Annotated in this window: 18 protein-coding genes; 11 read left to right on the forward strand and 7 right to left on the reverse strand. The window is 72.4% G+C overall.

The genetic code is table 11. The annotated features are described in order from the left end of the window. Genes QNO11_RS14165 through QNO11_RS14180 form a run of 4 tightly spaced genes read right to left on the reverse strand, consistent with a single transcriptional unit; the run spans window position 1 to window position 4,571 of the window. Entirely contained in the window at window positions 1-717 is a 717-nt protein-coding gene (locus QNO11_RS14165; protein WP_257507622.1) for a cupin domain-containing protein, read from the reverse strand. Further along, window positions 714-1,628: a DUF6807 domain-containing protein gene (locus QNO11_RS14170; protein ID WP_257507621.1), complete on the reverse strand. Its 915-nt coding sequence runs from the start codon at window positions 1,626-1,628 to the stop codon at window positions 714-716. Before QNO11_RS14170 ends, QNO11_RS14165 begins: the two co-directional genes overlap by 4 nt. Then, window positions 1,625-2,755 carry a Gfo/Idh/MocA family protein gene (locus tag QNO11_RS14175; RefSeq protein WP_257507620.1) on the reverse strand — a complete coding sequence of 377 codons (1,131 nt, stop codon included), beginning with the start codon at window positions 2,753-2,755 and terminating at the stop codon, window positions 1,625-1,627. The genes QNO11_RS14170 and QNO11_RS14175 overlap by 4 nt, the downstream gene beginning before the upstream one ends. A 40-nt stretch (window positions 2,756-2,795) precedes the next feature. Next, window positions 2,796-4,571, reverse strand: coding sequence for an ABC transporter ATP-binding protein (locus QNO11_RS14180; RefSeq protein WP_257507619.1), 1,776 nt, complete (start codon window positions 4,569-4,571; stop codon window positions 2,796-2,798). A gap of 65 nt (window positions 4,572-4,636) precedes the next feature. Between QNO11_RS14180 and QNO11_RS14185 the strand changes: the two genes are divergently transcribed. Then, window positions 4,637-5,311 carry a rhamnogalacturonan acetylesterase gene (locus QNO11_RS14185; protein ID WP_257507618.1) on the forward strand — a complete coding sequence of 225 codons (675 nt, stop codon included), beginning with the start codon at window positions 4,637-4,639 and terminating at the stop codon, window positions 5,309-5,311. Between the two features lie 42 nt (window positions 5,312-5,353). On the opposite strand, the gene QNO11_RS14190 is transcribed toward QNO11_RS14185, so the two are convergent. Then, window positions 5,354-6,319 (reverse strand): M24 family metallopeptidase, encoded by a 966-nt coding sequence (locus QNO11_RS14190; RefSeq protein WP_257507737.1) that lies wholly within the window; start codon window positions 6,317-6,319, stop codon window positions 5,354-5,356. Between the two features lie 171 nt (window positions 6,320-6,490). Between QNO11_RS14190 and QNO11_RS14195 the strand changes: the two genes are divergently transcribed. The 8 genes from QNO11_RS14195 to galE all read left to right on the forward strand — a co-directional run bounded on the left by QNO11_RS14195 (window position 6,491) and on the right by galE (window position 16,193). Further along, on the forward strand, window positions 6,491-7,507 hold the full coding sequence (locus QNO11_RS14195; protein WP_257507617.1) for a LacI family DNA-binding transcriptional regulator: 1,017 nt from the start codon (window positions 6,491-6,493) through the stop codon (window positions 7,505-7,507). Between the two features lie 79 nt (window positions 7,508-7,586). Beyond that, entirely contained in the window at window positions 7,587-8,924 is a 1,338-nt protein-coding gene (locus QNO11_RS14200) for a Gfo/Idh/MocA family protein (protein WP_257507616.1), read from the forward strand. Further along, the gene (locus QNO11_RS14205) at window positions 8,921-9,877 is read left to right on the forward strand and encodes an NAD-dependent epimerase/dehydratase family protein (RefSeq protein WP_257507615.1); all 957 of its coding nucleotides are present in this window, start codon (window positions 8,921-8,923) and stop codon (window positions 9,875-9,877) included. The genes QNO11_RS14200 and QNO11_RS14205 overlap by 4 nt, the downstream gene beginning before the upstream one ends. Next, the gene (locus QNO11_RS14210; RefSeq protein WP_257507614.1) at window positions 9,874-10,773 is read left to right on the forward strand and encodes a 5-dehydro-4-deoxyglucarate dehydratase; all 900 of its coding nucleotides are present in this window, start codon (window positions 9,874-9,876) and stop codon (window positions 10,771-10,773) included. Before QNO11_RS14205 ends, QNO11_RS14210 begins: the two co-directional genes overlap by 4 nt. Then, the gene (locus tag QNO11_RS14215; RefSeq protein WP_257507613.1) at window positions 10,770-11,858 is read left to right on the forward strand and encodes a mandelate racemase/muconate lactonizing enzyme family protein; all 1,089 of its coding nucleotides are present in this window, start codon (window positions 10,770-10,772) and stop codon (window positions 11,856-11,858) included. The genes QNO11_RS14210 and QNO11_RS14215 overlap by 4 nt, the downstream gene beginning before the upstream one ends. A gap of 28 nt (window positions 11,859-11,886) precedes the next feature. Next, window positions 11,887-13,329 (forward strand): aldehyde dehydrogenase (NADP(+)), encoded by a 1,443-nt coding sequence (locus QNO11_RS14220; RefSeq protein WP_257507612.1) that lies wholly within the window; start codon window positions 11,887-11,889, stop codon window positions 13,327-13,329. Window positions 13,330-13,427: 98 nt separating this feature from the next. Beyond that, window positions 13,428-15,185 carry a glycoside hydrolase family 35 protein gene (locus QNO11_RS14225; protein ID WP_257507611.1) on the forward strand — a complete coding sequence of 586 codons (1,758 nt, stop codon included), beginning with the start codon at window positions 13,428-13,430 and terminating at the stop codon, window positions 15,183-15,185. A gap of 30 nt (window positions 15,186-15,215) precedes the next feature. Next, window positions 15,216-16,193, forward strand: a complete 978-nt coding sequence (gene galE, locus QNO11_RS14230; RefSeq protein ID WP_257507610.1) for a UDP-glucose 4-epimerase GalE — start codon at window positions 15,216-15,218, stop codon at window positions 16,191-16,193. Between the two features lie 108 nt (window positions 16,194-16,301). On the opposite strand, the gene QNO11_RS14235 is transcribed toward galE, so the two are convergent. After that, on the reverse strand, window positions 16,302-17,306 hold the full coding sequence (locus QNO11_RS14235; protein WP_257507736.1) for a LacI family DNA-binding transcriptional regulator: 1,005 nt from the start codon (window positions 17,304-17,306) through the stop codon (window positions 16,302-16,304). A 130-nt stretch (window positions 17,307-17,436) separates the two neighbouring features. Here QNO11_RS14235 and galT point away from each other — a divergent pair, with 130 nt between their 5' ends. Both galT and galK read left to right on the forward strand, forming a co-directional pair. After that, complete coding sequence (galT, locus tag QNO11_RS14240; RefSeq protein ID WP_257507735.1) at window positions 17,437-18,606, forward strand: galactose-1-phosphate uridylyltransferase; 1,170 nt, start codon at window positions 17,437-17,439, stop codon at window positions 18,604-18,606. Further along, the gene (gene galK / locus QNO11_RS14245; RefSeq protein WP_257507609.1) at window positions 18,603-19,793 is read left to right on the forward strand and encodes a galactokinase; all 1,191 of its coding nucleotides are present in this window, start codon (window positions 18,603-18,605) and stop codon (window positions 19,791-19,793) included. The genes galT and galK overlap by 4 nt, the downstream gene beginning before the upstream one ends. A 137-nt stretch (window positions 19,794-19,930) precedes the next feature. Here the strand turns inward: galK and QNO11_RS14250 are convergent, their stop codons facing one another. Beyond that, window positions 19,931-20,899 carry a sugar ABC transporter substrate-binding protein gene (locus QNO11_RS14250; protein WP_257507608.1) on the reverse strand — a complete coding sequence of 323 codons (969 nt, stop codon included), beginning with the start codon at window positions 20,897-20,899 and terminating at the stop codon, window positions 19,931-19,933. Window positions 20,900-20,921 lie beyond the last annotated feature (22 nt).

A 20,921-nucleotide genomic window follows, 5' to 3' on the forward strand; every position in this document is an offset into this window, starting at 1 on the left:
TCAGCCGGCCGGCCAGCGCCACGTCTGCAGCCGTCCGCACATGCCGTAGCCCCGCTCCCCAGGGGTGGCGTCGGCGCGCGCGACGGATGCCGCGGCCAGAGTGCCCGGTTCGCCCGCGGCCAGTGCCGCCAGCTGCGCGCGGGTGCGCTCGGTCTCCGCCGCGACGGTGGCCTCCCAGGTGGCGGTCCACCCCGCGACGCGGGACTGCACCAGCCGGGCGGCACGCGCGTGGAGGGCTGCCAACGCGGCCGGTCCCTCGGCGCGGACCGCAGCCAGCAGCTGCTCGTAGCCGTGAAGGGCAAGGTCGCGCCGCGCGCGGGCGGCGTCGGCGCGCCCCTCGCCTGCCGGCAGCGTGGCTGCCGCCGCGTAGGCGTCGGGGTCATCCAGCACGTCGGCGGGGAAGGTGAGCACCGCGTCGCCGGCTTCTGGCAGCCCGGCGTTGGACATCACGACCAGCAGCCGCAGGTCGCCGTCGTTGACCAGGCGGTGCACGGTGCCGGGCGAGAACCACACCACGTCGCCCGCGGCGAGCGCATGCTCCTCGGCGCCGCGCGAGGACAGCGTGTGGACGGCGCCGGACCCGCCGACGACGACGTACCCCTCGCTGGAGGCGGTGTGCAGGTGGGGCGAGCCGCCGCGGCACCCGTCTGCGGCTTCCCAGTCGTACACGGCCAGGTCGCTGAGGGCGACCCCGCCGGGAAACAGCGGCGCCGTCATGACCCGGCTCCGAGCAGGTCGCGCACCGCGGCGGCGAGCGCGGCGGCACGGTCGGCGTCGCCGTCGCCGATTCCCACCCCGTACCGGAACGTGACCGTCTCGCCCGCGCCGACGACGAGCTCCTCACTGAAGAAGGGTGCCGGGTTCAGGCAGGCGAACTCCTCGGAGCGGGCGAACCACTGCGGCGGGTGATGCGGATTGTCCGTGGCATCCACCATGACGATGAGCGATGCCGCGTCGACCTCGTCATGCCGGCCGGCGAAGCCCATCCACTCGTGCCGCTGCCCTCGTACGTCGCTGCCGGACCCGGTTCCGTCGGAGGTGACGAGCGTGCCGCCGGTGAACGAGCGGGGGCCGCGCCAGAACAGGCCGCCGTAGCCGGCATTGTCCCGGCCCTTCGTGGTGGGAGAGCCGATCGCGATGTCGGCATCCGACACGTTGGTCATGGTGGTCTGGAACGTCAGCGCCCAGGCGTCGTCGTCGAGGATGCGCGTGGTGATGGTGCGCCGCTCGGTGAACAGGCGGATGCCGGCTTCGGTGATCCACTCCAGGTCGTGCGCGAACGCCGCGACACCGTCGTCGCCGACTCCGCTGGCCTCGATCGCCCGGTGCGCCTGGGTGCCGTCGTTGGGAAGCTGCACGTAGAACTGGCCGTGCACGTAGGTCGGCCCACCCCAGAAGTTCTCCTCGCCCACGACCGGCAGCGACCACGCGATGCCCTTGTGCCACACGTGGTCATGCGGCCGGTACAGGCTCACGACGTGACCGGAGCGGGTGCGCAGCGGATGCAGGTAGGGCTTGGGGGATTCCAGTTGCGGCGAGTCAGGCACGTAGGTGTAGCGCAGCAGCTCGACGTCGCCGTCACGGACGGCGAACGCCGTGGCGTCGTCGTGGTCGATCTCCAGGGTCATCGTGTCGTCTCCAATGCGGGCTTGATCGGCGCCCAGGGGACGGCGCCGCCGTCCATCGAACGCAGGAACGGGTCGTCGCCGGCGATCTCGCCGGCCCGCACCGGCACACCGCGGAACGCCGAGGCGTAGGTGGCGGCGGCCAGCTCCAGGGTGCGGCGGGCGTCGTCGGCATCCACCCCGGGGGCTGCGCCGATCTCGAGTGCGTCGACGATCGCGGCGAGCTGGCTGGCGTGGCTGCTGATCGGCTCGGCGGGATCCTGCGTCCACTGCTCGGCGAGGTGCTCGTGGCCGGGCGCGGGGGTGAAGGTCCAGTCGGCGTCGGTGTAGCCGTAGAGGTGCTCGACCTCGACGGTGGCGTATTCGAAGTCGAAGCGCAGCCGGGAGGTCTCCCGCGGCGACACGATCGAGTTGACCACGGTGGCCAGGGCTCCGTTCTCGAACTCGACGAGCGCCATCGACACGTCCTCGGTGTCGGTGGGCAACGCCTGACGCGCGGCGAACGCGGTCAGCCGCGCCCAGGGTCCCAGCACCGCCAGCAGCAGATCGAACTGGTGGATGCCGTGACCCATCGTCGGCCCGCCGCCTTCGATCTGCCAGCGCCCGCGCCAGGGCAGGTCGAAGTAATCGGGGGTGCGGTGCCACAGCGTTTCGCACGTGGCCACGAGCGGCCTTCCCAGCGCACCCTCTGCGGCCAGTGCCTGCAGCCGACGGGCGGCCCCGCCGAATCGGTGCTGGAAGACGGTGAGGGCGGGCACCCCGGTCTCCCGCGACACGGCGACGAGTTCGTCCATCTCGGCCAGGCTCAGCGCCGTCGGCTTCTCGATCAGAGCGGGCACGCCGGCGCGCAGCGCCGCGATCGCCAGCGGCACGTGCGTCTGCGGCGGCGTGCAGATGTGCACGAGGTCGAGGGGCTCGGCGGCCAGCAGCGCAGCGGCATCCGGGTACACCGCCACCGCACCGAACCGTTCGGCGAACGCCGCCGCACGGTCGGCGTCGACGTCGACGACGGCGGCCAGGGTGATGCGCGGCGCGAGGTCGGCGAGCGCCTGGGCGTGCGCATGCGCGATCGCCCCGGTGCCGATGATGGCGGCCCGCAGGGGCCGGTGTGCGGTAGCGGCATCCGTCATGGTGCTCCTTTGCATTCGATGGTCGCTGATCGTCTTTGGCTCAGCCGAGTCCGGCCTGGCTGAGGTGCAACCGCGCATAGCGGCCGTCCGCCGCGACCAGTTCGTCGTGGGTACCCAGCTCCACGATGCGGCCGTGCTCGAGCACGACGATGCAATCAGCCTGACGCACGGTCGAGAGGCGATGGGCGACGACGAGCGTCGTGCGCCCGGTCATCAGGCGCCCGAGTGCCTCTTTGACGAGCTCTTCGGCCTCGGGGTCCAGGGCACTGGTCGCCTCGTCCAGCAGCAGGATGCGGGGGTTGCGCACGAGGGCACGTGCGATGGCCAGGCGCTGCCGCTGCCCGCCCGACAGGCGCGCGCCGCGTTCGCCGACGACGGTGTCCCAGCCGCGCGGCTGCGCCTGCACGAACTCCCACGCGTTGGCGTCGCGCAGCGCCTGCTCGATGCGCTCGTCGGTCACATCCGGCAGGCCGTAGGCGACGTTCTCCCGCACGGTCCCCTCGAACAGGACCGATTCCTGAGGCACGACCGATACCGCGCGGCGGACCGTCCGCAGGTCGAGCTGCTGCATGTCGGCGCCGTCGAGCAGGATCCGCCCGCCGGTGGGACGGAGGAACCCGAGCACGAGGTTCAGCAGGGTTGATTTGCCCGACCCGGACGAGCCGACGAAGGCGAACGTGCGCCCCGTCGGGATGTGCAGGTCGATCTCGTGCAGCGCGTCGTCCTCGGCGCCGGGGTACCGGTGCGAGGCGCTCTCGAGCACGATGTCGCCGGTCACGCTCGACACCGCCCGCTTGCCCTCGTTCAGCTCGAGGTCCGGCTCCTGCAGCACCTCGGCGATCGAGCGCACCGACTCCAGGCCGCGCGCTCCCACCGGGATGAGCATGAGCAGCTGGGTCAGGCCCTGCGTGAGAAGGGTGAAGTAGGTCGACAGCAGCACGACTTCGCCGGGTGAGATCGGCAGGATGCCGGTGAGCGAGAACACGGCCGCCAGAACGAGGCATCCGACCGCCAGCAATTGCATCGCCACCCAGGAGATGGAAGCGACATGCCCATTGAGCATGTCCAGGTGCAGGCCCGCCCGCCGCACGCCCTCGGCGCCGTGGCTGACGCGGGTGACGGCGGTCTCTTCGAGGCCGTGCGCGCGGGTGACCGGGATGAGCGAGGCCATCTCACCCACCCGCGCGGAAAGCGTTTCGACCTCGCGGCGGAACACCTCGTTGCGACTGCGGGAACGGTTGCGCATGCCGTAGCGGATGCCGATGGCGATCGGCACCGCCAGGGCGTAGACGGGGAGGAACTGCGGCACCGCGATGGCCGTCATGGCGATCGCGCCGATCATGACCATGGTGGCCGACAGCAGCGGGTGGGTGACCTGCTGCAGCATGAGCTCGACATTCTCGACGTCGCGGACGACCTTGGTCTGCACGATGGAGGAGCTCACGCGCGTGTGGTAACCGATCGACAGGCTCTGCAACCGGGCGGCGAGCGCGTTGCGCAGGTCGGCGCCGGTGTCGCGGACCACGGTCATGAAGCTGCGGGTGTAGAGGATGTGGTTCGGGTAGTTCTGCAGCAGCAGCACGACCGCCAGCGCGAACCACCACAACACCGCGGTGACTTCTCCGCCGCCGGCGACGATGTCGATGATGGCCGCGGTGATCACCGGGAGGAACCACAGCGGGATCTCCTTCAGCGCGAATGCGAACACCGCCAGCGCCATGCGCCCGGGCCGCCGGGCGAGCAGGCGCAGCACCGACCGGACCGGGTGAGCGCCGTCGATGAGGTCCAGTGAGCTGGAAAGCGGTTTCCGTGGCACGATGTCCATGGTACTGACGCGGGGGCGATAGCGGTGGCCCCTTGTGACACGCTCGGAGGCACACCATGATCTACCACCTCGCGGGCGACTCGACGGTCGCACCCATGAAACCGGGCGAGGAGCCCCTGGCCGGCTGGGGCGAGGCCCTCGGCGCCGTCATGGCCGCCCGGGTGCGCAACCTCGCCTTCGGCGGCGCGACGACGCAGTCGTTCATCGCCTCGGGGGCTTGGCGGGCGCTCGTGGCAGAAGTCGCGGCGGGTGACACGGTGGTGATCCAGTTCGGGCACAACGACCAGAAGGATGCGGAGCTGGCCTCGCGCGGCGGGTACACCGAGCGTCTCCGCGGGTTCGTGACCGAGGTGCGCGCGCTGGATGCGACGGCGGTCCTGTGCACGCCGTGCGAGCGGCGTTGGTTCGATGAGGCCGGGCGGGTGACGCCGACGCACGGCGACTACCCCAACGCCGTGCGCGATCTCGCCGTCGAGCTCGGTGCGCCGCTGATCGATCTGACCGCCTTCACCACGTGGCTGTACGAGGACCTCGGCGCCGCGGCATCCACTCGGCTGCTGTCGCATTATGCGCCGGGCGAGACCGCCGCGTGGCCTGAGGGGCTCACCGACGACACGCACTTCCGCGTGGAGGGGGCGCGGCGGATCGCGGCGTTCGTCGCGCGCTCGCTGCGGGCCATCGAGCGCCGCGATGGCGACCGACCCGCGCGCGGCTCGCAGTTGGTCAGCTGACCTCTGCCGCGGTGCGGATGCTCCCCCGGGCGCGGGTCGGAGTCAGGGGAACGGGAGCGGGGCGGGGCGGCGGAGCCCGGCGTGCGTCACGGCGGGCCAGCGCGGGTCGGCGGTGAGCACCTCGACGCCGCCGGCGGTGACCAGCACGGTGTCCTCGACCTTCGCGCCCGGGGCGCTGGGGTTCCACGCGAAGGCGTGGTGCGCCACGATCTCGTCCGTCGTGATCGCCGTCGCCCGCGGGTCGCGCCCGGCATAGCCGGTGGGCCCGCCCTGGTGGTGCCGCTGCCACTCGTCGGCGCCGAATCCGTGGGCGCCGTACGCCGCGCACCCCGCGGCGAACGCGTCGGCCAGCGTCGCACCGGGCCGGGTGGCGGCGAAGAAGTCCGCCTCCACTGCGAGGATCCGCTCGTCGTCCGCTCCCGCAGCGCCGACCCAGCGGGTCGCATTCGCGATGAGCCCGTGCCGCCGGCCGCAGACCACGAGCATCGCGCGGTCGCCGAGCGCAGCGCCGGTGGGGAGTGGATGCCGGTGCGGCAGCCGAGCCCGCCCGGCCACGAGCACCACGAGCGGGTCGATGCCGCGTTCGACGAGCCCGGCGGCCAGCGCGGCGGCCGCGAGCCGCTCGGTGTGCCGCGGGGACAGCTGCGCCGCGACATCCGTCAACGCCTGCGCCACCTCCCGCCCCAGCGCCCGGTAGCGGTCGCGTTCGGCCGGCAGCAGGCTCGCCCGGGCGGCGCGCAGCGCGGCCGCGACCTGGCTCTCGGCCGTCGCGGCGCCGACGGCGGCCGCGGCTTCGGCGGGCGGCGTCTGCCAGGGCACCGGCACCACGCGGGCGGCGTCGGCGGGGAGCAGATCCTCCGCGACGAGCCGGTCGGCCTCGTTGGCGGCGACGAACAGAGTGTCGCCTGCTTCGTCGACGCGCACGGCGAGCACGGGCGGGCCGGCGAGCGAGACGTGGGTGCGCACCCCGTCGAGGTACCACGACACTGCTTCGTGCGACGTGAGCAGGAGCGGCGCCCCACCGGCATCCGCCCTGACGCGCGCGAGGCGCTGCTGTTTGCGTTCGCGATCGGGGGTGGACGGCATGGTCACCTCGCGGCTCGGGCGGCCGGGACCGCTGGAAAACGATTTCTCGCCATAGTATGGCCCCGAGGGCCCGCCTCGGAAGGAAGGCCGCGCATGGCGAAGTCACCCGGGAAGTCGACCATCACCGACGTCGCCCGCCACGCCGGGGTATCGCTGTCGACGGTGTCCCGCGTGATGAACGGCAACGCGACCGTCGACGCCGACCTCGCCGAGCGGGTGCGCTCCGCCGCGGTGGCGCTCGGCTACACCGCCAGTCCACTGGCGCGCAGCCTCGTGCTCGGACGCACCCAGACCATCGCCGTGGTCGTACCGGATCTGACCAACCCGACGTTCCAGGCGATCCTGCGCGGACTCAGCCGCAGCGCCGCCGCCGACGGCTACCACGTGCTCATCGCCGACTCGGCCGAGCAGGTCGACGAGGAGCGGGTGCTGGCGACCGAAACGCGTCGGCGCACCGACGGCGTCGTACTGTGCGCGCCGCGCATGAGCGACGAGGACCTGTCGGCACTGCTGCCCGCCCTGTCCCCCGCCGTCGTGGTCAACCGCCCGCCGCAGGACGGTTCCCCCGTCGTCGCGGCGGATTACCGCACCGCGTTCGGCGAGCTGATCGAGCACCTCTACGGCCTCGGCCATCGCCGGCTGGCGTACCTGGCCGGCTTGGCGCGCAGCGCGTCCAACGCCGAGCGGCTGGCGGCCATCGCCGACGCCCGCGCCGCACACCCCGATCTGCAGATCGCCGAACTGCGCGGCGGCGTCGACTTCGCCAGCGGCGCCGCTGCGGCAGGCGAAGTACTGGCCAGCGGGGCCACCGGCGTGCTCGCCTTCAACGACCTGGTGGCGATGGGGGTGCTCTCCGCGCTGGCCGAGCGCGGCATCGGAGTTCCCCACGACATCTCGGTGACCGGGTTCGACGACATCCCGTTCGCGCAGTACACCACGCCGCCACTGACGACGGCGGCCGTCCCGTCGGCCGAGCTGGGCGCGCGGGCGTGGACGGCGTTGCACGCGCAGTTGACCGGCGGACAGGCGGATGCCGCGGTGTCGCTGACCCCGCGGCTGATCGCCCGCGCCAGCACCGGGCCGGCGGCCGCGGCCCCCACCGCCGGCTGACGGCATCCTGTTGCCCGCTCACCCCGCGTGCTATCGTCAGAAAACGTTTCCTGAAAGCGTTTCCTGACATGAGGTCCCGATGACGATGACCCGCTACGCGCTCCTGGGCGCCGGCCACCGTTCGCAGATGTACATCGATGCGATCACCGGCGACTACGCCGACCGCGCCGAGCTGGTCGCCATCAGCGAGCCCAATCCGGTGCGGGCGGCCTACGCCGCCGACCACGCCGTCGCGGCCGGTGCCGCCGCCCCGAGCGTGTGGACGCCGGACCGGCTCGAGGAGATGATCGCCGGCGAGCGCGTCGACCGCGTCATCATCTGCGCCCGCGACGATCTGCACGCCGAACTCATCGTGCGGTCGCTGGACGCCGGCGCCGACGTGGTGGTGGAAAAGCCGCTCACGATCGACGCCGACAGCGCCGCCGCGATCGAGGATGCCGTCGCGCGCACCGGTCGCAGCGTCGTGCTGACGTTCAACTACCGGTATTCGCCGCGCAACAGTGCGCTGCGCCAGGTCATCCAGGACGGGCTCATCGGCGAGGTCACCTCTATCGACTTCTCCTGGATGCTCGACACCAAGCACGGCGCCGACTACTTCCGCCGCTGGCACCGCGAGAAGGTGCACTCCGGAGGGCTGCTGGTCCACAAGTCCAGTCACCACTTCGACCTGGTCAACTGGTGGCTGCGGCAGGAGCCGCGCCGCGTCTTCGCCTCCGGCGGTCTGCGCTTCTACGGAGCGGACAACGCCGCCGCGCGTGGCCTCGGCGTCCGCCCGGACCGGGGCACCCATGAGGGCGAGCACGACGCGTTCGAACTCGACCTGCGCGACGATCCGCGACTGAAGGCGCTGTATCTGGATGCCGAGGGGCACGACGGTTACCTGCGCGACCGCGACGTGTTCGGCGAGGGCATCACGATCGAGGACAACCTCGCCCTCATCGTGGACTACTCCGGCGGCGCGACGCTGTCGTACTCGCTCAACGCCCACGCCCCCTGGGAGGGCTACCGCGTCGCGGTCAACGGCACGCTCGGCCGCGCCGAACTCGAGGTGATCGAACGGGGCGCCGTGCTCGTCGACGAGGGTCTGCACCCGGTGCTCGACCCGAGCGCAACGGATGCCGGGAGCGCTGCGAGCCTGCGCCCGCAGGGCGAGCGCCTGCTCGTGCAGCGGCACTGGGAAGAGGCGGTGGAGGTGCCCATTCACAGTGGCGCCGGGGGACACGGCGGCGGCGACGCCCTGCTGCTGTCCGACGTGTTCGTCGGACCGGCGGACGATCCTCTGGGCCGCCCCGCTGACTGGAGCGACGGGGTGCGCTCGATCGCCGTCGGCATCGCCGGCAATCGGTCCCTCGAGACCGGGCTGCCGGTGCGGGTCGACCAGCTCGGCATCCGGCTGCTGACCCAGGAGCGCCCATGAGCCGCATCGTCGTCACCGGCGGCGCCGGGCGCTTGGGCCGCACCCTGTCGGTCGGACTCGCCGCCGCCGGCCACGACGTGCTGTCGCTGGACCGCGCCGCGTCGCCGGATCTCGCTCGGGCCGGCATCGAACAGCGTGCGATCGACCTGCGTGACGCGGCTGCCACCCGCGACGCCCTGACCGGCGCCCGCGCCGATGCGGTCGTGCACCTGGCAGCGATCGCGGTGCCCTTCAGTGCGCCGGAAGAGGTCATCATGCAGACCAACGCGGCGCTGGCGGTGTCGGTGCTGGGTGGCGCGGTGGCGGCCGGGATTGCGAAGATCGTCGCCGCCTCCAGCCCCACGGTGCTCGGGTACGGGTCTCCCACGGGGTGGCTGCCGGACCGGTTCCCGCTGGACGAAGACACCCCGCCCCGGCCCTGGAACGCGTACGCGCTGTCGAAGCTGCTGATCGAGCAGACCCTCGGCATGCTGCAGCGTCAGACCGGCGACGCGGTGCGTTTCGCCGCGTTCCGCCCCTGCTACGTCCTGGCACCCGAGGAGTGGGCGGGGGCGATCACCCAGCAGGGCCACACGGTACGCGAGCGCCTGGACGACCCGGCACTGTCGGCGCCGGCGGTGTTCAACTACGTCGATGCGCGCGACGTCGCCCGGTTCGTCGACACGCTGCTGGCGGCACTGGGCGACATCCCCAACGGCGAGACGTTCTTCGTCGCCGCTGACGACGCGCTGGCCCGGCGGCCGCTGGCCGAGCTCGTCCCGCAGTTCTACCCCGGCACCGAATCAAGCGCCGCCGTGCTCACCGGCACGGCCTCGGCGTTCTCCAACGCCAAGGCGCGGCGCCTGCTGGGCTGGCGACCCCAGCACGACTGGCGCAGCGAACTTGCCGCGGCCGCGGCTGCGACCCCCGGCTCCGCCGGTTCCCCCGGCTCCCGAAAGGACGTTCCCGCATGAACTTCGACGGCATCCTCTTCTTCCCCGTCACCCCCTTCGACGCGGCGGGGCGGATCGACGCCGACCTGCTCGCCGCACACATCACGACGGGACTCTCGCATGCCCCCGGCGGCATCTTCCCCGCCTGCGGCACAGGCGAGTTCCACGCGCTGAGCGCTTCCGAGGCGGCGACGGTGGTCGGCACCGCGGTCGCCGCGATCGACGGCGCGGTCCCCGTCGTCGCCGGCACCGGCGGTCCGCTCGGGCACGCCGTCGACGTCGCCCGACGGGCAGCGGATGCCGGTGCCGACGCACTCCTTGTGCTGCCGCCGTATCTCGTGGGTGGTCCGCAGGCGGGACTGGTCGCCTACGTCGAGGCGGTGGCCGCGGCATCCGATCTGCCCGTCATCGTCTACCACCGCGGCAACGCGCAGTTCACCCCCGAATCGATGCGGCGCCTCGCGCAGAACCCGAAGGTCGTCGGCTTCAAGGACGGTGTCGGCGACGTCGGCGCGGCGCAGCTGATCGTGCGCGCGATCGCCGAAACGGGGCGCGATGACTTCGCCTTCTTCAACGGGCTGCTCACCGCCGAGCTCACCCAGGCGGCGTATCGCGGCATCGGCATTCCGCTGTACTCGTCCGCCGCGTTCGCGATGATCCCCGAGGTCGCGAACGCGTATTACCGCGCGTACCGTGACGGCGATGAGCCGCGGCGCCTGGCGCTGCTGGACGGCTTCTACGCGCCGCTGGTCGCGCTGCGCGACGAGACCCCCGGGTTCGGCGTCTCGCTCATCAAGGCGGGACTGCGCCTCGGCGGGCTGCCGGTCGGCAGCGTCCGCGCCCCGCTCGTGGACCCGACGCCGGCGCAGGAGGCGCGGCTGGCCGAGATCCTCCACTCCGGGCGGGCGCTGCTGTGACCACGGTCGCCTCACTCGACGCGCGCCTCGTGCGCGTGCCGCTGGCACGCCCGTGGGGAGCGGACGTCACCAGCGTCGGCGTGATCGCGACGCACCTGGTGCGCTCCGACGGCGCCGAGGGGTGGGGCTTCTCGTGGACACCGCAGATCGGCGCGGAGGCGGTGCTGGCGCTGCTGCAGCACGACATCGCGGCCGCCGCGGTGGGCCGGACCGCCGAGCCGGGCGCGGTGTGGCAGGCCATGTGGGAGCACCTGCATGAAGCCGGCGGTGGCGGGATCACCACGATCGCCCTCGCCGGGCTCGATCTTGCACTGTGGGATGCCGCGGCGCGCGCAGCCGGAGGGACGGTGACCGACCTGCTGGGTCGGCAGCGCTCGTCGGCGGCCGCCTACGGCAGCGGCGTCAATCTCCACTACCCGCTGGAAGAGCTCGTTACGCAGGCCGAGCGGTGGGTGGCATCCGGATTCGACGCCGTGAAGGTGAAGGTAGGCAAGCCCGAGGTCGCCGAGGACCTGGAGCGTCTCCGCGCGGTACGGGACGTCATCGGGCCCGACCGCGCGCTGATGATCGACGCCAACCAGCGGTGGGACCTCGATCGGGCCACCCGGTCGTTGGAGGTGCTGGCGGAGGTGGGTCCGGCGTGGATCGAGGAGCCGCTGCGCGCCGACGACCTCGCCGGGCACGCCGAGCTCGCCCGTCGCCTGACCGCCACGTCGCGGCTGCCGATCGCCGTCGGCGAGAACCTGCACACCGAGTACCGGTTCGCCGATTTCCTTGCTGCCGGAGCCGCGCAGATCGTGCAGCCCAACGTCGTGCGCGTCGGCGGCATCACGCCGTTCCTGCGCATCGCCGAGCTCGCCGCGCGGCACGCAGCGCCGCTGCATCCGCACCTGCTGCCGGAGCTGTCCGGACAGCTCGCACTGTGCCTGCCGGATGTCGCCGGCGTGGCAGAACCACTGGTCGAGGACGTCGAGGAGGCCGGTTTCGGCAGCCTCGGCGCGCTCATCGACCCCTCCCCCGTCGCGATCGCCGCCGGGCGCGTGCGCGAGGTGCCCCACGCGGGCCTCGGGCTGCGCTTTCGGTGACCGCTGTTCCCTGTCGAAAGGACCCGTCATGACCACCACCGCCGAACAGCTCGACGAGATCGCCGCCGCCGCCGCTGCCGCAGCGCCGGTGTGGCGCACCTCGTCGGCACCCGACCGCGCCGGATGGCTGCGCGCGCTCGCCGACGCGCTGGACAGCGCCGCCGACGAACTCGTGCCGATCGCCGACCGCGAGACGCGGCTGGGCGAAACCCGCCTGCGCGGCGAGGTCGGGCGCACCACGGGCCAGCTGCGGCTGTTCGCTTCTGTCGTAGAGGAGGGCTCGTACTTGGAGCTGATCGTCGACGACGCGGATGCCGCGGCCACCCCGCCGCGACCGGAACTGCGCCGCATGCTCACCGGGGTCGGGCCGGTCGCGGTGTTCTCGGCGTCAAACTTCCCGTTCGCGTTCTCGGTGGCAGGCGGCGACACCGCCTCCGCCCTCGCGGCGGGCAACCCCGTGATCGTGAAGGCGCACTCCGGGCACCCGGAGCTGTCGCGGCGCACCGCCGAGATCGCGGCCGCGGCGCTGGAGGCCGCCGGCGCGCCGGCCGGGTCGCTCGCGCTCGTGGAGGGGCGGGAGGCCGGGAACGCGCTGGTGCGGCATCCGGTCGTCCGCGCTGCCGGCTTCACCGGCTCGGTCGCCGGCGGGCGCGCGCTGTTCGACCTGGCCGGCGCCCGACCCGACCCGATCCCGTTCTACGGGGAGCTGGGCAGCGTCAATCCCGTCGTGATCACTCCCGCCGCCGTCGCCACGCGCGGCGCGCAGCTGGCGACCGGGCTGGCAGGATCGTTCACCCTCGGCGTCGGCCAGTTCTGCACCAAGCCCGGTGTGGTGTTCGTGCCGCGGGGAGCGGGATTCGAGGCGGCTGTCGCCGCTGCGGTCGTCGGCGCGGCGGGCGGGCCCCTGCTCACCGACCGCATCACCGAGGCGTTCCCGGCGGGCATCGACGCGCTCACCGCCGATGGGTCGGTCGAGGTCGTCGCCCGCGGTGCCGAGACCCCCGACGGAGCACGGCCGATCGTGCTGGCGACGGATGCCGCCGCCGTCGCCGACCGCCCCGAGACGCTGCTGGAGGAGTGCTTCGGGCCGGTGACGCTGCTGGTGCGCTACGACGGCGACGACGACCTGCACCGTGCGCTGCGCGCCGTGCCGGGAAGCCTCACCGCGACGCTGCACGCCGAGGAGGGCGACGACGTCGCCGAGACGCTCGCGCTGTTGCAGGATCGCGCCGGGCGGGTGCTCTTCGCGGGGTGGCCGACCGGGGTCGCCGTCACGTGGTCGCAGCAGCACGGCGGACCGTGGCCTGCCACGACGTCGCTGCACACGTCGGTCGGTGCGACCGCCATCCGGCGGTTCCTGCGGCCGATCGCGTTCCAGGACGCCCCGGAGCGCCTGCTGCCGCCGGTGCTGCGCGACGAGGCGCTCGCGCGGCTGCCACACCGTCGCAACGGCGTGCTGACAGTGCCGTAGCCGGCATCCGGACGACCGCTGACCCGGTTCTTCCTGAATTGTGCGCCGGCGCCGCCGGGCCCCCGGACAGGAAAGCGCTTGCCGGGTAAACTGGGCTCATGACCTCCCGCTTCCAGATCGGCGAGACCGACTTCCTGCTCGACGGCGAGCCGCACCGGATCATCTCCGGCGCGATGCATTACCCGCGCGTGCACCCTGACCTGTGGCGCGACCGGCTGCGCAAGGCGAAGCTCATGGGGCTGAACGCCATCGAGACCTATGTCTTCTGGAACGCACACGAACCCGTCCCGGGTCAGTGGGATGCCAGCGGCGCGCTGGACCTCGGCCGGTTCCTCGACCTCATCGCCGAGGAGGGCATGCACGCGATCGTGCGTCCCGGGCCCTACGTCTGCGCCGAGTGGCACAACGGCGGCCTGCCCACCTGGCTCACCGCCGACACCGAGATGACGCTGCGCAGCTCCGACCCGACCTACCTCGCGGCGGTGACGAGCTATCTCGACCGGGTCAACGCGATCGTCGCACCCCGGCAGATCGATCAGGGCGGCAGCGTCATCCTGGTGCAGATCGAGAACGAGTACGGCGCCTACGGCTCCGACAAGGCGTATCTGGCCGAGCTCATCCGGGTGACCCGGGCGGCGGGCATCACGGTGCCGCTGACCCAGGTGGACCAGCCGATCCCCCACATGCTCACCGGCGGCGCGCACGAGGGCCTGCACAAGACCGGGTCGTTCGGCGCCCGCATCTCCGAGCGCCTCACCACGCTCCGCGAACATCAGCCGACAGGTCCGCTGATGTGCATGGAGTTCTGGTGCGGCTGGTTCGACCACTGGGGCGAGAAGCACCACACCACGACGTTCGCCGACTCGGCCCGCGACCTCGATGAGCTGCTCACCTCGGGTGCATCGGTGAACATCTACATGGTGCACGGCGGCACGAACTTCGGCCTCACCAACGGCGCGAACGACTCCGGGCGGTACCTCCCGATGGTCACCTCTTACGACTACGACTCCCCCATCTCCGAATCCGGCGACATCACCGAGAAGTTCCGCGCGTTCCGTGACGTGATCGCCAAGCACGCCCCCGTGCCGGACGAGCCACTCCCCGAGCCCGTCGACGCGCCGGTACTGTCCGTGCCACTGGAGTCCGTCGGCGACCCGCTGCCCCTCGTCGCCATCGACCGCGGCACGTTCGCCACCCCGCCCACGCTCGACGAGCTGGGCCCGCAGCTGGTGCTGGCCGAGTACGCGGCGGCCATCGACACCGACCGCACCCGCGTGCTCGAGGCCGACGTGCGCGACTACGCCTGGGTGTCGGTCGACGACCGGCCCACCGGCATCCTGCAGCGCACGATCGGCGACCTGGCCCTGCCTGTTCCTGCCGGCAGTGAGCTGCGGATGCTCGTGGAGGAGACCGGCCGGGTCAACTACGACACCAAGATCGGCGAGCCCAAGGGGATCGTCGGCGACGTGCGCCTGGATGGCGAGCCGATCGCCGGCCTGTGGCACGTACGCACATTCGATGTCCCCGCTCTCGCGCAGGCGGTCGCGGATGCCGCGCCCGGCGGCACACTCGCGGGCGGCCGCGCCGCGGGGCCGGTGGGCTTGCGAGGGTCCTTCGAGCTCGCGGCATCCGCAGATCTCTTCCTCGACACCGCCGGCTGGGGCAAGGGCTACGCCTGGGTCAACGGGTTCTTCCTCGGCCGCTACTGGCGCCGCGGCCCGCAGCGCACGCTCTACGTGCCCGGCCCCGTCACCCGCGCCGGCCGCAACGACCTCGTCATCGTCGAACTCGAGACGCTCACCGATGCGACGGCGCGCTTCGTCGCCCGTCCCAACTTGGGACACGAGGTGGAGTAGCCGCGCCGAGCCATCCGGCAGGATGGATACATGTCTTGGCTTGTCACCGGCGGTGCCGGTTATATCGGTGCCCACGTCGTCCGCGCACTCGCTTCGGCGGGGCTTGACCCCGTCGTCATCGACGACCTCTCCAGCGGCCACGCGTCGTTCGTGCCCGAGGGGGTGCCGTTCGTGCAGGGGACGATCCTTGACCGCGAGCTGGTCACGACGACCCTCCGCGACCACGGCGTCGAAGGCGTCATCCACGTCGCCGGGTACAAGTACGCCGGGGTGTCGGTCAAGCGTCCGCTGCACACCTACGAGCAGAACGTCGATGGTACGCGCGTCGTGCTGCAGGCGATGGCGGATGCCGGTGTCGACAAGCTGGTCTTCTCCTCGTCGGCCGCCGTCTACGGCACGCCCGATGTCGAGCTCGTCGTCGAGGACCTCCCCAAGCGCCCCGCTTCCCCTTATGGCGAGTCGAAGCTGATCGGCGAGTGGCTCATCCGCGACCAGGCAGTGGCGACGGCGGATGCCGACAAGCCGCTGCGCCACACGTCGCTGCGGTACTTCAACGTCGTCGGCTCCGGCGACCCGACGGTGTACGACACCAGCCCGCACAACCTGTTCCCGCTGGTGTTCGAGGCGCTCATCGAGGGCCGCACACCCCGCATCAACGGCGACGACTACGACACCCCCGACGGCACGAACGTGCGCGACTACGTGCACGTGGCCGACATCGCCGCCGCTCACGTCGTGGCGGCCGAGCGCCTGTCCGCCGGTGAACCGCTGGAAGCGGCCTACAACCTGGGTTCGCGCAACGGCCTGTCGGTGCGGCAGATCATGGATGCCATGGCGCGCGTCACCGGCATCGACTTCACGCCCGAGATCGCGCCGCGTCGTGCCGGCGACCCGGACCGCATCGTCGCCACCGGCGAGCTCGCGGCCCGCGACCTGAACTGGGAGAACCGGTACTCCGTCGACGAGATGGTGCGCACCGGCTGGGAAGCCCGCCGCGCGGCGGACTGAGCCGGGCCCGCGGCCGGCCGGCATCCGGCCCCCGCGCGTGCCGAGCGTAGGAGATGTGACGACGGTAGGACGGATGCCGGCGCGGATCTCCTACGCTCGGCCCATTTCCTACGCTCGCGACGGTGCTCGTGACGGTGCGGCGCTCGGCGGCGGCGCGGTGCTCGCGCGCGGCACGAGGGTCGCGGGCAGCAGCACCGACGCATGGCCGGCGCCCTCGATCGCGTCCACGAGCGCGGCGACGGCCGCAGCCCCCAGCTCGTCGAAGTCCTGTCGGACCGTCGTCAGCGGCGGCCGGTAGTCGGCGGCATCCGCGACATCGTCGAACCCGACGACGCTGACCTCCTCCGGCACGCGGCGGCCGGCGTCGGCCAGCGCCCGCAGCGCACCCAGCGCCATCTGGTCGTTCGCGGCGAAGATCGCCGTGAGCTCGGCGTCGGGAGCGCCCAGCGCCGCGACCGCCTCGCGCCCGGATGCCGCAGTCCAATCGCCCCGCACCACCGGCGGCACTTCACGGCCTGCGCCTGCCAGTGCCGCCCGCCAGCCGCGTTCGCGCTCCCCCGCCGCGAACGACGCCTCGGGGCCGGCGAGGTGCCACACGGTCGCGTGGCCCAGCGCGAGCAGGTGCTCGGTCGCCGCCCGGGCGCCGGCAGCGTGGTCGGTGCGCACGACGGCGAACCGGTCGTCCGGCGGCGAATCCACGACGACGAGCGCAAGGTCCGCCGGCGCAGTCGCGTCCCGCACGACGGCGGTGGCCTCGTTGAGCACGATGGCCCCGTCCACACCCTGGTCGCGCAGGCGCGCGAACGCGTCGCCGATGCCGGATGCCGCATCGAGGGTCACCACCGTGACGGCATAGCCGCGGCCGGCCGCGGCCTCGACGACGGCCTGCAGCATGCGGGAGTTGCCGATGGTCGCGAGCGTCGTCGCGACCAGGCCGATGGTCTGGGTGCGGCCGGTGCGCAGCGCCCGCGCGGCTCGGTGCGGCCGGTAGCCCAGTTCGGCCATGGCCTGCTCCACCCGTTCCCGCGTGACAGGATCCACGCGGGGGCTCGCGTTGACCACGCGCGAGACGGTCTGCCCGGAGACACCGGCGCGCGCGGCGACGTCGAGCATGGACACGCGGCGGCCGGGAGCGCGCTCGGGTCCTTGCAGATCCGCCAACGGGTCGTAGGCCACGGCGATCCCCTCTCACAAGCTCATGTTGACGATAACACAGGCGCGGGCATACCATGTTGACGTGAACATGCCTGAGTTCCACTCCCCCGAAGCCCTCACCCTCGGTGCCGGCGTCGTCAAGCGCCCCACGCGCCTGGCCGACGGCCGCGACCTCATCTACTACGACGACCCCGACACCACGCTCGGTGCCGAGCGGGCCGTCGATGCCCGCGTGCTGGACCCGCGGCCGGCCACGGCCACGATGCGGCAGGACGTCCTCACCGGCGACTGGGTATCGGTGGCAACCTCCCGGCAGAACCGCGCGTTCCTGCCGCCGGCGGAGCTGGACCCCCTCGCCCCGCAGACGGCGACGAACCCGTCGGAGATCCCCTCGCGCTACGACGTCGCGGTGTTCGAGAACAAGTCCCCCTCGTTCGGTCCCGCCCTGGCCGAAGCCCACGGCGACGCCCCCGCCGCCGTCGACCCGCCCCGCGGCATCGAGGACCTCGAGCACCTCGGCCTCGGCCGCACCCGCACGTCCGTCGGCCGGTGCGAAGTGGTCTGCTTCAGCCCGGAGCACTCCGGGTCGTTCGGCACGCTGTCGGTCACGCGCGCCCGCACCGTGATCGAGGCGTGGGCGGACCGCACGGCCGCGCTGTCGGCGCTGCCCGGCGTGGAGCAGGTGTTCCCGTTCGAGAACCGCGGTGAGGCGATCGGCGTCACCCTCCCCCACCCGCACGGCCAGATCTACGCGTACCCCTACATCACGCCGCGCACCACCCGCCTGCTGGATTCGATCGACCGCACCGCGCCGGATCTGTTCCAGCGCATCCTCGACTTCGAGCGCGGCAGCGACCGCGTGCTCATCGCCGGTGAGCACTGGACGGCGTTCGTGCCGTTCGCCGCCCGCTGGCCCATCGAGGTGCACCTGCTGCCGCATCGCCATGTGGCCGACTTCGCCGAGACCACCGAGGCCGAGCGTGATGAGCTCGCGCCGCTGTACCTGAAGCTGCTGCGCGGCGTCGACGCGCTCTACGACTCCCCGACGCCCTACATCGCCGCGTGGCATCAGGCGCCGGTCAACCACGGCCGCGACACCGTGCGGCTCAACCTGCAGCTGACCAGCCCCCGCCGCGCCGCCGACAAGCTCAAGTTCCTCGCCGGCAGCGAGGCGGCCATGGGCGCGTGGATCGGCGACGTGCCCCCCGAAGTCGCCGCCGACCGGCTGCGCACCGCCATCGAAGGAGTCTCCCTGTGACCGCTCAGCCCACGGCGGACGCCGCCCGCGACCTGTTCGCGACCCTCACCGGCAACGAGCCGGTCGGCACCTGGTCGGCACCTGGCCGAGTGAACCTCATCGGCGAGCACACCGACTACAACGACGGCTTCGTCTTCCCGTTCGCCACCCCCCACCGCACGCACGTGGCTCTGGGCACCCGCACCGACGGGCGCATCCGCGTCACCTCGACGTTTGACCCGGTGCCGGTCGAGGTGGCCCTCGCCGACCTCGACGCGCTCTTCCCGAGCGAGGACGCGCCGCGCGTGCCGGAGTGGTCCGCCTACCCGCTCGGTGTCGCGTGGGCGCTGCTGCACGCCGCCGGGCTCTCCGCCGACGCCGTCACCGGCGTCGACCTCGCTTTCGCCTCCGACGTCCCGGTGGGCGCCGGGCTGTCGTCGTCGGCCGCGATCGAAGGGGCAGCGGCAACCGCTCTCGCTGAGACCTGGGGCATCGACCTCGACCGCGTGACGCTGGCCAAGGTCGGGCGCCGCGCCGAGAACGAGGCGGTGGGCGCCCCCACCGGCATCATGGATCAGATGGCGTCGATGCTGGGACAGCCGGATGCCGCGATCTTCCTGGATTGCCGCTCGCTCGATGTCCACGTGGTCGACCTCGGCTTCGCCGCCGCGGGGCTGGAACTGGTCGTCATCGACACCCACGTGAAGCACGCGCATGCCACCGGCGGCTACGGCGAGCGCCGCGCCTCGTGCGAGAAGGGCGCCGCGATCATGGGCGTGACGTCACTGCGCGACGTATCGGTGGCCGACCTCGACCGTGCCCGCGAGCTGATGGACGACGTCACCTTCCGGCGCGTCCGGCACGTGGTGACCGAGAACCAGCGGGTGCTGGACACCGTCACCGCGCTGCGTGCCGACGGCCCCCGCGCGATCGGCGGCCTGCTGGATGCCTCGCACGTATCGATGCGCGATGACTTCGAGATCTCGGTGCCGGAGCTGGACACCGCGGTCACGGCGGCCGTCGCCGCCGGTGCCATCGGCGCGCGCATGACCGGGGGCGGCTTCGGCGGCTCCGCGATCGCGCTGGTCGAGCACGAGCGGGTCGCGGCGGTGACGGATGCCGTCACGCAGGCGTTCGCGGATGCCGGATTCGCCGCGCCACACATCTTCACCGTGGCCCCGTCGGCCGGCGCCCACCGCGACGCCTGACCGGCGGCATCCGCCCCGCCTGCATCTCACCGGTACAGGAGGAATCACCGGCACAGGACGATCCAGCGCGGATCGTCCTGTGTCCGGGATTCCTCCTGTTTACGGGAGACGGTGAGCCGGGGAGACGCCGAGACGGCTCAGCCGCAGAAGGGCACGGCGCCGTCGAGGTTATCCGGTGTGATGAGTGAGATCTGCACCTGCGAGATCTTCTCGGCGGAGTCGTTGTCCAGCAGCGCGAGCGCGTTGGTGACGGCCGTCGCGCCCAGGTTGGACGCCGAGTCGGACACCGTGGCGGCGAACTTCCCCTCCTCGATCGCAGCGAGCCCGGGTTCCGTGCCGTTCATCGTGACGATGACGAGATCCTCCCGACCCGCGGCGTCGAAGGCGGTGCGGGCGCCGAAGGCCATGTCCTCGTTCAGCACGAACACGTAGTCAAGGTCGGGCTCGGCCTGGATCATGTTCTCGGCCACGCCCTGGGCCGCCGCGCGGTTGAACATTCCCGGCTGGTTGGCCACGATCGTGGCACTGGCCGGCAGCGCGCCCTCGAACCCGGCGACCACGTAGTCGCTCGACGCACCGGGGGCACCCGCGATGACGCCAACGGCGACCTCGGCACCCGCGGCATCCTCGGCGATCCAGCCGGCGGCCAGCGCACCGGCGCCGGCCAGGTCCACCACGGTTGCACCGAGGATCTCGGAGGTGTCCTCGGGGACGACGGCGATGAGGTAAAGCGGCACGCCTGCGGCGGCGGCCTTCTGGATGCCGCCCTGCAGCGCATCCACGCTGACCGTGTTCAACAGGATCGCGTCGACCCCGCGGGAGATCATGTCCTCGACGTTGGCGAGCTCCTTCGCGGCATCCGCGTCGGAGTTGGCCGTGAGCAGTTCGACGCCGGCGTCGCTCGCGGCCGCCTCCACGCCACCCTGCAGGCAGGACCCCCACTCATTGTTCGCGCCACTGATGAACGCGATGCTGCGGTCGGCGGCCTCTCCTGCGGCGCCGTCGCCGGTGCCCCCGGGGTCAGCGGCGTCGGCGGCGCAGCCGGCGAGTGCGCCGGCGATCAGGGTGGCCGCGGCGAGCGCGGCGAATCGGTGCGGTGTCTTCATGTGAGGTCCCTTTCTGGGTGCC

It is taken from the genome of Microbacterium sp. zg-B96 (assembly GCF_030246865.1).
Lineage (GTDB): Bacteria > Actinomycetota > Actinomycetes > Actinomycetales > Microbacteriaceae > Microbacterium.